This window comes from Quadrisphaera sp. RL12-1S (assembly GCF_014270065.1).
In the GTDB taxonomy this organism is placed as follows: Bacteria; Actinomycetota; Actinomycetes; order Actinomycetales; family Quadrisphaeraceae; genus Quadrisphaera.
On the sequence record NZ_JACNME010000005.1, the window covers coordinates 268,507 to 279,898 of the forward strand.

The window sequence follows — 11,392 nt, forward strand, 5'->3', positions numbered from 1 at the left end:
GCCGTCAGGCGCGGGCCTGCGCCGCCCGGGCCGGGGCGGAGGCGCCGCGCTGGACGCCCAGCCCCCGACGCCCGACCTCGTTGAGGTCGGACTCGCGGAAGCGGTCCTCCCACGACGCCTCGTAGTGCTCCTCGGGGAAGTCACGGGGGCTCTCGCCGCGGCGGAACCTCTCGGCCACGTCGGCGGCGTAGGCGGCGTTCTTGGCGCACATCGGAGCCGCGGGGATGTAGATGACGTTGCCCCAGCCCTTCTGGTCCTGCACCGGGGCGACCCCGTGGACGAGGTCGCTGTGCCACCACACCGAGTCTCCGGGCTGGACGGTCGGGATGCCGACGGTGGCCCGGGTGAGCAGCGGGTGCCACTCCTCGTGCACGCCGAGGGCCATGCCCTGCTCGGCGCCGCACAGGGAGTCCTCGGGGACGTCGCTGAGCAGGGGCCGGACGATGATGTAGGCCATGGCCTCGGGGATCGGGACGGTCCACAGGACGCCCTGGTCGTGCTGCATCTCCGACATGGCGAGCCAGCCCTGGAAGCTGCGGAAGACGCTGCACATCGTCGAGGACGGGTACTCGTCGACCTCGGTCCGGTACGCGGCGTCCCAGGGGTCGTAGGCGTCGACGTCGCCGTCGAACAGGGGCGCGAAGACCTGCTGGTAGGCCGGTGTGAGCCAGCGCTCCACGGACCCGGAGTCGGTGTGCCCGGACAGGCCGCCCGAGGTCGCGCCCGGGGGACGGCGGCGGATGCGGTCGGGGTACATCGAGTCCTGGTCGGGGTCGAACCAGGTGACCCCCCGGGACTCGCTCTTCCACATCGCGTTGAGGAAGCTCTGCACCTTCGCGGTGTTCTCGTGCTGGCGGGCCTCCATCTGGGCGGCGGACCAGTAGATGGGGTAGATCTCCGGAGCGGAGGCCTCGAGCGTGCCGAAGAAGTCGTCGGCCGGTCCGCGGTACACGCCCGCGAAGTCGTTGCGGTCGAGGTACTCGACGAGCGAGGCGTCCCACCCGAGCGCCTGCTCGGCGGGCACCTGGCCGCGCACCACGGCGCAGCCGCGGCGGTGGATGAGGTCGACGGTCTCGGCGGGGACGGTCCCCGCGGCGATGTCGGAGAACTGCACGACGGGCCAGACGGCCTCCCCGCGCTCCTTGAGGGCCACGACCTCCTCGACCTTCGGCCGCAGCCTGTCCTCGATGCGGGCGAAGAGCGCGTCGACGTCGCCGATCTGCGCGCGGAGCCTGCGCTTCACCGCACGGATGGCGGCGGGGTAGTCGGCGGGCGGCTCGGTCCAGCTGGTCTGCTCGGCGGTGTGCTCAGCCACGGGCGCGATCTCCTTCGACGGGTCAGCGGGAGCATTCAGTAAGATACGTTGACTGGATGGTGAACCTAGGAGGGAGACCCCGTGGCGTCAACCCCCGGTGACGGAGGGCCCACCCCGGTCGCCCCTCCGCGTCCCGGCGTGCTGGCCTCCCTCACCGACCACCACGTCCTCGTGGCCCTCCGGGACGCGGCCGGCCCGATCTCACGGGCCGAGGTCGCCGCGGCGACGGGGCTCTCGAAGCCAGCGGTGTCGACCTCGGCAGCCCGCCTGCTCGAGCGCGGCCTCGTCCACGAGGTGGGGGTCCGCACGGGGCGCCGCGGCGGTGTCGCCACGCTCGTGCAGATCAACGCCTCCCGCGGTCACTCCCTGGCCCTGTCGGTGCAGCCCGGGGCGCTCGAGGTGGAGGCCCGCGCCCTGGACGGCGCGGTGCTGGCCACCGCCACCACCCCACTCGGGCCGGAGGCCGGGCGAGCAGCGGTGGTCGAGGGCCTGCGCACCGCCGTCGTCGAGGTCGAGGCGGCCGCCGGGTCTCCCCTGCTCGCCACCGCCGTCTCCCTGGCCGGCCCGGTCGACGCCCGCACCGGCGTCCTGCTCGACCTCGAGCGCGAGGCGTTCCGCGCGGGCCACCTGGACCCTCGCGAGGTGCTGCCCCCCGAGGCCACCGACTGCCTCGTCGTCGACAACGACGTGAACTGGGCCGCTGTGCACGAGCACCGCTCCGGCGCCGCCCGCGGCGTGGACGACGTCGTCTACGTGTACGTCGGCGCGGGCATCGGCGCCGCCCTCCTCCTGGGGGGCCGGCTGTACCGGGGCCGTGGTGGGCTCGGAGGTGAGATCGGCTACCTGCGCTCGACGCGCTCCCTCGACCTCACGCAGGCCCTGGGGCACTGCGGCATCGGCCGCGCCGACCAGTACGGCCTCGACCTCGCAGCGGTCGAGCGCCTCCTCGCCGCGCCGGAGCTGACCGAGCAGGCCCGCGAGGTCGTCGACCTGGTGGTGACCGCCGTCGTCAACCTCACCGTGGCGCTCAACCCGTCCGCGCTGCTGGTGGCCGGCCCCTGGACGCGCCACGAGGTGCTCCTGACCGAGCTCGGCGGTGCGCTGGAGCGCTTCTGCCTCGACCCGCCCGAGGTGGCGACAGCACCGTTCTCCCCGCTGGGGGGCGCGGGCGCAGAGGCCCACCGCCTCGCCTGCCAGCGCGTCGGCCTGCCCGCCGCGGCGGAGCTCGCGTGAGCCGCCCGACCGGCCCGACCGGCCCGGTCGCCGCGCTGCCGGGCTGGCTGCGGCAGGTGGCGCTGGCCCTCCCCTTCGCCAGCCAGTTCGTCATCAGCGGCTCCGTGGCCGACCTGCACCGCGTCCACGACGACGTCGGCGCGCCCGGCCACCTCGACGCCGTCGCGGCGCTGGTGGCGCTGCTGCGCGGCGAGGGCTACGAGCTCGTCTACCGCTACGACCCCCTCGACGGCATCGTGCTCGCGCACGCGCGCGAGGGCGTGAGCAGCGACGCGTTCTTCCCCGACGCCCACCTGGGGCGCTCGACGGCCGCCACCCCCGGCCGGCTCGCGGACCTGGTCAAGCTGTCGACGACGCAGACCGCGCTGCGGGTGGCCGTGGTCGTGGACGTCGCGGAGACCTTCTGGCACGAGGACGGCTCATCCTCCCCCGAGGTGCGCACCCTGCTCCAGGTCTGCCAGCGCCTCACGCGCGCACCGGCCACGGGCACCACCCGGCCGGGGCGGCGCGTCCCGCTGCTCAACCCCGTGCTGTGGCTGGTCGACGGCACCCCCTCCGCCCCGGCCTGGCTGGTCCGGTCGCCGGGCACGGCCTCGGTGAGCATCCCCCTCCCGGAGCTGGCCGAGCGGCTGCGGGTGGCCCAGGACGTCGCCCCCGCGCTGCCCGGCCACGCCGACCTGGCCCCCGACCAGCAGGAGGCCGTCGTGGCCGCGCTGGCGGAGTCGACGCAGGGCATGACGGTGCGCGCGATGCACGACGTGGCGCGCCTGGCCGTCGACCAGGACGTGCCCGCCGAGCACGTCACCGAGGCGGTGCGCAGCTTCCGCGCCGGCTCCCTGGAGAGCCCCTGGCAGGACCCGGCGCTGCTCGACCGCGTCGCCCGCGCCGAGGAGACCGTCAGCCAGCGGGTGCTCGGCCAGCAGCGCGCGGTGCGGCACTCCCTCGACGTGCTGCTGCGCTCGGCCATGGGCCTCACCGGTGCCCAGCACCGGGGCTCGTCGAGCCGGCCCCAGGGCGTCCTCTTCTTCGCAGGACCCACCGGCGTCGGGAAGACCGAGCTCGCGAAGGCCCTGGCCGAGGTGCTCTTCGGCGCTGACGACGCCTGCACGCGCTTCGACATGAGCGAGTTCGCCGCCGAGCACAGCGAGGCCCGGCTCATCGGGGCGCCCCCGGGCTACGTCGGCTTCCACGCGGGCGGTGAGCTGACCAACGCCGTGCGGCAGAAGCCGTTCTCCGTCCTGCTCTTCGACGAGGTCGAGAAGGCGCACCCGCGGATCCTCGACACGTTCCTGCAGATCCTCGAGGACGGCCGCCTCACCGACGGGAGCGGGAGCACCGTCTACTTCAGCGAGTGCGTGATCATCTTCACCTCGAACCTGGGCGCGCCGCAGGCCGCAGCCGTCGGCCCCGCTCCCGGTCCCATTGGACCGGCCGAGGTGGCTGCGGCGCGGACGGCGGTGCTCACGGCCGTGCGGCGCCACTTCGTGGAGGAGCTGCAGCGCCCGGAGCTGCTCAGCCGCATCGGTGACAACGTGGTGGTCTTCGACGCGGTCTCCGAGCAGGTCGCGGGTGTCCTCGTGCAGCGGCAGGCCCGCGCGGTGGTCGACGCCGTCCTCCAGCGCCGCGGCGTGGAGGTGGTCCTGGAGGCGCCGGTGCTCGCGGCGCTGGAGGAGCAGGCGGTCGCACACCTGGGGTCCGGTGGCCGCGGGGTGGGGGCCGCTGTCGAGACCGTGCTGGTCAACCCGCTCGCGCGCACCCTGGCGTCCGCGCCGCGCGGCGGGACGCTGCGCGTCACAGCCGTGCGGCGGGGGCCCGAGGGCTGGGAGCTCCAGACGGCCACCTGACCCGCGCCCGGAGGCGCCGCCCACGACCAGGCGTCACGCGGGATCGGTAGGCTGGCGCCGTCCTCGACCAGGACTCCTCGTGGCGCTCCCCCGCTGACCACCCTCGCGGGCTGCCGGGCGCCGGTTCCCCCGACTCGCGGAGCCCTCGTCGTGACCAGCACACCACCCCCCGCCACCCCCACCCCCTCCCTCCCCCTGGCCCAGCGCCTGCGCGGCGTGGCCAGCTCGCCCGTGCGGGACCTGCTCGCCCTGGCCGCCCGGCCGGAGGTCATCTCCTTCGCGGGTGGTCTCCCTGCGCCGGAGCTGTTCGACGTCGACGGCGTGCGCGCCGCCGTCGACGCGGTGCTGTCGGGCCCGGGGGCGCGCACCGCGCTGCAGTACGCGCCCACCGAGGGGAGCGCCGAGCTGCGCGCCCTGCTCGCCGCCCGCACGAGCTCCCGCGGGCTGGCGACGACGGCGGACGACGTGCTCGTCACCACCGGCTCGCAGCAGGCGCTGGCCCTGCTGAGCACCGCGCTGCTGGACCCGGGCGCCGTCGTCGCCGTGGAGGAGCCCACCTACCTGGCCGCCCTGCAGAGCTTCGCGCTGGCCGGGGCCCGCGTGGTGCCCGTGGCCAGCGACGACGACGGCGTGGTGCCCGCCTCCCTGGAGCGCGTGCTGGACGAGCACTCCCCCGCGCTGGTCTACCTCGTGCCGACCTTCGCCAACCCGACCGGCCGCACCCTGAGCACCACCCGGCGCGCGGAGGTGGCCGCGCTGCTGGCCGCCCGCCCGACGTGGGTGGTCGAGGACGACCCGTACGGCGAGCTGCGCTACCGCGGCCAGGCGCTGGCACCGCTGGCCTCCCAGCCGGCGCTGGAGGGGCGGGCCGTCTACCTGGGCAGCCTGTCCAAGGTGTTCGCGCCGGGCCTGCGGCTGGGGTGGCTGCGCGCCCCGCGGGAGCTGAGGGCCCGGTTGGCGGTGGCCAAGCAGGCCGCCGACCTGCACACCTCCACCCTCGACCAGGCCGCCGCCGCGGTGTACCTGACGGAGAACGACCTCGACGCGCACGTCGCGGCGCTGCGCGCCGCCTACGGCGCCCGCCGGGACGCCGTGCTGGAGACGCTGCCCCACGCGCTGCCGCCGGGGTCGACGTGGACCGACCCGGACGGCGGCATGTTCGTGTGGGCCCGCCTGCCCGGAGGCGTCGACGCCGCGACCCTGCTGCCGGCGGCGCTCGAGCACGGCGCCGCCTTCGTGCCCGGGGCCCCGTTCTACGCCGGGACCCCGGACCGCTCGACGCTGCGGCTGTCCTTCACCACGCACTCCCCCGAGCGGACCCGCGAGGGCCTGTCACGCCTGGGCCGGGCGTTCGGACGGGCGCTGCGTCAGGGCTGAGCCGGTGACGACGCGGAGCGGTGCTCGCGCTCGGCGTCCTCCATCGCCTGGCTGAACCCCACGAGGAAGCGGTGCACGGCTGCCAGCTCGGCCTCGCTGAACTGCGCCATCACCGCGTCGGTCCGCCGGCCGAGCGGGCCGAAGAACGCCCCCGCGACACCCATCGCCTCGCGCGTGATCCGCAGGTGGACGCGGCGGCGGTCCACGGCGTCCCGCTCGCGCTGGACGTGGCCGGCGCGCTCCAGCCTGTCGACGACGCTGGTGGTGGCGGCTGAGCTGAGGTTCAGCGCGCCGGCGAGGCCGCCGGCGGTGAGCGGGTCGCCGTCGGTCTCGGCCTGCATGACGTGGACCATCGCCTCGAGGTCCGTGGGGTGCATGGTCTGGTGCTCGGCGAAGGCGTGCGCGAGGTGCTGCGTGCGGTAGGTGAGGGTGCGGACGTCGTCGACGAGGACCCGCTGCAGCCGCGCGCGCTCGTCGTCGTGCCCCTCCTGCTGCTGCGCCACGCCCACCATCCTCCCTCCGCCTTGCGCTCGGCCCCGCCGCGCTCCATCATCTCACCCATCGAGAGGTTCGACCATCGAGAGGTTTTCATGAGACATGTGCTGCACGCACCCGTCGGACGGCGCAGCGCCTGGGCGTCCGTGGCGCTGGGCCTGCTGGTGGCCGTCGGGCTGACGGTGTTCGCCCCCTCCCCCGACCGGGGCTCGGGCGTCAGCGCCGGGCTGCCCTCGGCCGCCGAGTCGGTGCAGGTGGCCGAGCTGGCGAAGCAGCTGCCCGGTGCCGACGCGACGTCGGCGCTCGTCGTCGTCCGCCGCGACGGCGGCCTCCAGGCCGGTGACACCGCGGCGCTGCAGCAGCTGTCGGGGCAGCTGGCCCAGGTGGCCGAGGGCGGGCGGGTCGCCCCGCCGGTGACCTCCCAGGACGGGACGACGGCGCTGGTGGCCGTGCCGCTGAGCTCCGCCGGGGGCACCGAGGCGCTGACCGGCACCGTCCAGGCCATCCGCGCCGACCTGCGCGCCGCCACCGCCGACCTGCCCTCCGGCCTGACCGCGCAGGTCACGGGCGGAGCGGCGTTCACCACCGACATCGCCTCCCAGTTCGACGGCGCGAACGTCACGCTGTTGCTCACCACCGTGCTCGTCGTGGCCGTGCTGCTGCTCGTGACGTACCGCAGCCCGGTGCTCTGGCTCGTGCCGCTGGCCGTGGTCGGCGCCTCGGCGGCCGCGGCCACGGCGCTGTTCGCCGTGGTCTCGCGCGCCTTCGGGGTGGTGCTGGACCCCTCCACCGGCGGCATCGCCGACGTGCTGGTCTTCGGCGCGGGCACCAACTACGCCCTGCTGCTCATCGCCCGCTACCGCGAGGAGCTGCGGCGCGAGGCCGACCGCCGCCTCGCCATGCGCAGGGCCTGGCGCGGGGCCGCCCCGGCGATCGCCGCGAGCGCGGGCACGGTGGTGCTGTCGCTGCTGGCGCTGTCGTTCGCGGTGCTGGGCTCCAACCGCAGCGTCGGGCAGTTCGGGGCGCTCGGCATCGCGGTGGCGGCGCTGTTCGCGCTGTTCGTGCTGCCCGCGGCGCTCGTGGTCTGCGGGCGGGGGGTGTTCTGGCCGTTCGTGCCCAGGGTCGGCTCGGCGGAGACGTCGCTGACCGGTCCCTGGTCGGCGATCGGGCGCGCCGTGGTGGCGCGGCCGTGGCGCGTGGTGGCGGTCGCCGTCGCCGTCCTCGCGGTGATGGCCGCGGGGCTGTCGGGGGCCCGGCTGGGGCTGAGCCAGACCGAGCAGTTCCGCGTCGAGGCCGAGGCCGTGGCGGGGGTGGAGACGCTGGCGAAGGCGTTCCCGGCGGGCGCGTCCGACCCGGCGCGGATCATCGTGCGGAGCACGGACCCGACCGTCGTCCAGGGCGTCGTCGACACCGCCTCGGCCGTGCCGGGAGTGGCGTCCGCGAGCGCGGGGCGCCAGGGGACCGGCCTCACCGAGGTCACCGCCGTGCTCGACGGCGACCCCGGCAGCTCCGCCGCGCAGGCGACGGTGGAGCGCCTGCGGAGCGCGCTCGACGCCGTGCCCGGGCAGTCCCTCGTGGGCGGCAGCACGGCCGACGGCCTCGACGTCAAGGTCGCCACCGAGGGCGACCTGCGCGTGGTGGCCCCGCTGGTCCTGCTGGTCGTGCTGGCGGTGCTCGTGGTGCTGCTGCGGGCGCTGGTCGGGCCGCTGGTGCTCGTGGCCACCGTGGTGGCGAGCTTCTTCGCCGCGCTGGGCGCGGGGAACTGGCTGGCCACGTCCGTGCTGGGGTACCCGGGGCTCGACACGGGCGTGCCGCTGCTGGCGTTCCTGTTCCTCGTCGCCCTCGGGGTGGACTACAACATCTTCCTCGTCACCCGGGTGCGCGAGGAGGTGCCGGCGCGCGGCACCCGGCAGGCCGTGGTGGTGGGCGTGTCGGTGACGGGCGCGGTCATCACGAGCGCCGGGGTGCTGCTGGCTGCGGTGTTCACCGTGCTGGGGGTGCTGCCGCTCATCACCCTCACCGAGCTGGGGATCATCGTGGGGATCGGCGTGCTGCTCGACACGCTGTTGGTCCGCACGCTGCTGGTGCCGGCGCTGTTCACGCTGCTGGACCGGCGGGCGTGGTGGCCGGGAGCGCTCTCCCGGGCGCAGCGCCACCGCGGTGGCGCCGGTGACGACCTCCCGCCGTCGGCCTCCGCCCCGGAGCTGGCGACCCACCCCTGACACCCCGCCCATGATCACGGTGGATTCGCGAAGACCCGGTGCCGGTGGCAACCTCGAACCCCGTGAGCGTGACGGACGAAGCCCCCACGGCCGCGGGCGACCGCGGGTTCCTGGGCCAGCCGCGAGCGCTGGCGCACCTGTTCGGCGTGGAGATGTGGGAGCGGTTCAGCTTCTACGGGATGCAGGCGATCCTCGCCTACTACCTCTACTACTCCGTCGCCGACGGCGGGCTCGGCGTCCCGCAGGCCACCGCCACGAGCATCGTCGGCGCCTACGGCGGCCTGGTGTACCTGTCCACCATCGTGGGCGGCTGGGTCTCCGACCGGCTCGCCGGCCGCGAGCGCGTGCTGTTCGGCAGCGCGTGCGTGGTGATGCTCGGGCACATCGCGCTGGCGGTGCTGCCCGGCCTGGCCGGCGTGGGCGCGGGCCTGGTGCTCGTGGCGCTGGGCAGCGGCGGGGTCAAGGCGACGGCGACGGCGCTGGTCGGCACCCTCTACGCCGAGGGCGACACCCGCCGCGACGCCGGGTTCTCGCTGTTCTACCTGGGCATCAACGTCGGCGCGCTCATCGGGCCGCTGCTGACCGGCCTCGCGCAGAGCGCGGTCGGGTTCCACGTCGGGTTCGGGCTGGCGGCCGTCGGCATGGCGCTCGGGCTCACGCAGTACGCCGTCGGCCGGCGGGGCCTGCGCGGCGGTGAGGCCTCCCGCGTGCCGGACCCGCTGCCGGCCGCGCAGCGGCTGCGGTGGGCGCTGGTGGCGGTCGCCGTCGTCGTCCTCATCGCCGTGGCGGGGTTCCTCGGCCTGCTGCCGCTGGCGGGACTGGCGACGATCGTGGCCGTGACCTGCGCGGTCGCGTCGTTGGCGTACTTCGCGTTCCTGCTGAGCAGCTCCCGGCTCGACGCCGTGGAGCGGCGCCGGGTATTGGCCTTCATCCCGATGTTCGTCGCCTCGGTGGCGTTCTGGTCGCTGTACCAGCAGCAGTCGACGGTGGTCGCGCTGTTCGCCGACTCCCAGCTGGACCGGTCGCTGTTCGGGTGGACCGTGCCGGCGTCCTGGGTGCAGTCGATCAACCCGGTCTTCATCATCGTGCTGTCGGGCGTCTTCGCCGCGCTGTGGACGCGGCTCGGCTCGCGCCAGCCGTCCACGCCGGTGAAGTTCGCCGCGGGCGTGGGCGTCATGGGCGTGGCGTTCCTGCTGTTCCTGCCCATGTCCGACCCGACTCCGCACAGCGCGCCGCTGCTCGGGCTGGTCGGGGTACTGCTGGCCTTCACCGTGGCGGAGCTGCTGCTCTCCCCGGTGGGGCTGTCGCTGTCCACCAAGCTGGCGCCGCGCGCGTTCCCCACGCAGATGGTGGCGCTGTGGTTCCTGTCCACCGCGCTCGGCTCGGCGCTGGCCGGCGTCTTCGCCGGGAACTGGACGCCGCAGGGGCAGGCGGGGTACTTCAGCGTGCTGGGCCTGGTGGCCATCGCGCTCGCCGTCGTCCTGGCGCTGGTGGCCAAGCCGGTGCACCGGCTCATGAGCGGCGTCGACTGAGCGACCCCCCGCTCGCCGCCGCCGCGCGTCGACGTGCTCTGGCGTGCTCCGGCGGGCGCTGGTCCGCAGCGCCCGCCGGAGGTGCGGTCAGGGGACCAGCGACCCGGCGGCGGTGAAGAGGCGGTACCACTCCTGCCGGCTCAGGCGGACGTCGGAGCCGGCGACGGCTTCGCGCACGCGCTCGGGCTTGGTGGTGCCGACCACCACCTGGATGTCGGCGGGGTGGCGCGTGATCCACGCCGTCGCGATGCCCGTCGGGGTGACGCCGTGGGCGTCGGCGAGCTCCTCGAGCACGTCGTTGAGCTCGGCGTACTTGTCGCGGTCGCCCAGGAAGACGCCGGTGAAGAAGCCGCCTTGGAACGGCGACCACGCCTGCAGCGTCGTGCCGTGGAGGCGGGCGTGGTCGAGCATGCCACCGTCGCGGTGGACCGACTGCTCCAGGTCCTCCATGTTCGAGGCGACGCCGGTCGAGACCAGCGAGGAGTGGGTGAGGCTGAGCTGCACCTGGTTGGCCACCAGCGGCTGGCGCACCACCGTCTTCAGCAGCTCCTGCTGGTACGGGGTGTGGTTGGAGACGCCGAAGTGGCGGACCTTGCCCGCCGCCTCCAGCTGGTCGAACGCGGCGGCGACCTCCTCGGGCTCCACGAGGGCGTCGGGGCGGTGCAGCAGGAGGACGTCGAGGTGGTCGGTCTGCAGCGCCGCCAGCGACGCGTCCACCGCGGACAGGATGTGGTCGGTGGAGAAGTCGAAGAAGCCGTCGCGGATGCCGCACTTGGACTGGATGACCACGCGCTCGCGCTCGGACGGCGTGAGCTTCACGGCCTCCGCGAAGCGGCGCTCGCAGAGGTGGTCGCCGCCGTAGACGTCGGCGTGGTCGAGCACGGTGACGCCCTCGTCGAGGGCGGTGCGGACGAGGGCGTCGATGGCCGCGTCGTCGAGGGAGTCGATGCGCATGAGGCCGAGGACGATGCTGCTGACCTCGAGGCCGGTGCGGCCGAGCTGCTGGGTCTTCACGGACCCCATCCTGTCAACGGGCTGCTCACCGGCCACCCCGGCCCCGCTCGCGGGGAGGCCCCTGGACGGGTGAAGATCGAGTGGCCCAGGTCACAGGAAGCGAGGACAGTCCTCATCAGCTGGAGTGATCCAGAGGTTGTTCAACTGAGGAGGTCACCGTGATCGTCCTGGGGCTGGTCCTGCTGCTGCTGGGCTTCTTCCTCAACATCCAGATCCTCTGGATCCTGGGGATCATCCTGCTCATCGTGGGCATCGTGCTGAACTTCGTGCCGATCGGCGGCTCCCGCCGAAGGGTGTTCTAGCGGGGCGCGGACCCCGCGGACGCCGACGGCCCCGCCACCCCTGACGAGGGGGTGGCGG

The 11,392-nt window shown here is 74.7% G+C and carries 9 protein-coding genes; 6 read left to right on the forward strand and 3 right to left on the reverse strand.

Going from position 1 to position 11,392, the window contains the following annotated elements; translation table 11 throughout:
- Window positions 1–4: 4 nt before the first annotated feature.
- Window positions 5–1,315: a DUF1479 domain-containing protein gene (locus H7K62_RS12185; RefSeq protein WP_186718467.1), complete on the reverse strand. Its 1,311-nt coding sequence runs from the start codon at window positions 1,313–1,315 to the stop codon at window positions 5–7.
- A gap of 81 nt (window positions 1,316–1,396) precedes the next feature.
- Between H7K62_RS12185 and H7K62_RS12190 the strand changes: the two genes are divergently transcribed.
- The 3 genes from H7K62_RS12190 (at window position 1,397) to H7K62_RS12200 (ending at window position 5,769) form a co-directional block, all read left to right on the forward strand.
- Window positions 1,397–2,548, forward strand: coding sequence for an ROK family protein (locus H7K62_RS12190; protein WP_186718469.1), 1,152 nt, complete (start codon window positions 1,397–1,399; stop codon window positions 2,546–2,548).
- Window positions 2,545–4,392: an AAA family ATPase gene (locus tag H7K62_RS23895; RefSeq protein WP_186718471.1), complete on the forward strand. Its 1,848-nt coding sequence runs from the start codon at window positions 2,545–2,547 to the stop codon at window positions 4,390–4,392. Before H7K62_RS12190 ends, H7K62_RS23895 begins: the two co-directional genes overlap by 4 nt.
- 150 nt (window positions 4,393–4,542) lie before the next feature.
- Window positions 4,543–5,769 (forward strand): aminotransferase-like domain-containing protein, encoded by a 1,227-nt coding sequence (locus H7K62_RS12200; RefSeq protein WP_370591745.1) that lies wholly within the window; start codon window positions 4,543–4,545, stop codon window positions 5,767–5,769.
- On the opposite strand, the gene H7K62_RS12205 is transcribed toward H7K62_RS12200, so the two are convergent.
- On the reverse strand, window positions 5,760–6,272 hold the full coding sequence (locus H7K62_RS12205) for a MarR family winged helix-turn-helix transcriptional regulator (RefSeq protein ID WP_370591746.1): 513 nt from the start codon (window positions 6,270–6,272) through the stop codon (window positions 5,760–5,762). The genes H7K62_RS12200 and H7K62_RS12205 overlap by 10 nt on opposite strands.
- An 87-nt stretch (window positions 6,273–6,359) precedes the next feature.
- On the opposite strand from H7K62_RS12205, the gene H7K62_RS12210 reads away from it, so the two are divergent.
- The gene (locus tag H7K62_RS12210) at window positions 6,360–8,486 is read left to right on the forward strand and encodes an MMPL family transporter (RefSeq protein ID WP_186718475.1); all 2,127 of its coding nucleotides are present in this window, start codon (window positions 6,360–6,362) and stop codon (window positions 8,484–8,486) included.
- Between the two features lie 152 nt (window positions 8,487–8,638).
- A complete protein-coding gene (locus tag H7K62_RS12215; protein ID WP_370591753.1) occupies window positions 8,639–10,018 on the forward strand; it encodes a peptide MFS transporter in 1,380 nt (459 codons plus the stop codon).
- 87 nt (window positions 10,019–10,105) lie between these two features.
- Here H7K62_RS12215 and H7K62_RS12220 read toward each other — a convergent pair whose 3' ends face one another.
- Window positions 10,106–11,032, reverse strand: coding sequence for an aldo/keto reductase (locus tag H7K62_RS12220; protein ID WP_370591747.1), 927 nt, complete (start codon window positions 11,030–11,032; stop codon window positions 10,106–10,108).
- A gap of 158 nt (window positions 11,033–11,190) precedes the next feature.
- On the opposite strand from H7K62_RS12220, the gene H7K62_RS12225 reads away from it, so the two are divergent.
- Window positions 11,191–11,334 carry a hypothetical protein gene (locus H7K62_RS12225; RefSeq protein WP_186718479.1) on the forward strand — a complete coding sequence of 48 codons (144 nt, stop codon included), beginning with the start codon at window positions 11,191–11,193 and terminating at the stop codon, window positions 11,332–11,334.
- Window positions 11,335–11,392: the final 58 nt, after the last annotated feature.

What these genes read in the sequence shown, in the direction of transcription:
- H7K62_RS12210 (WP_186718475.1), top strand. Translation starts at nt 6,360, where the DNA reads ATGAGACATGTGCTGCACGCACCCGTCGGACGGCGCAGCGCCTGGGCG.
- H7K62_RS12215 (WP_370591753.1), top strand. Translation starts at nt 8,639, where the DNA reads ATGTGGGAGCGGTTCAGCTTCTACGGGATGCAGGCGATCCTCGCCTAC.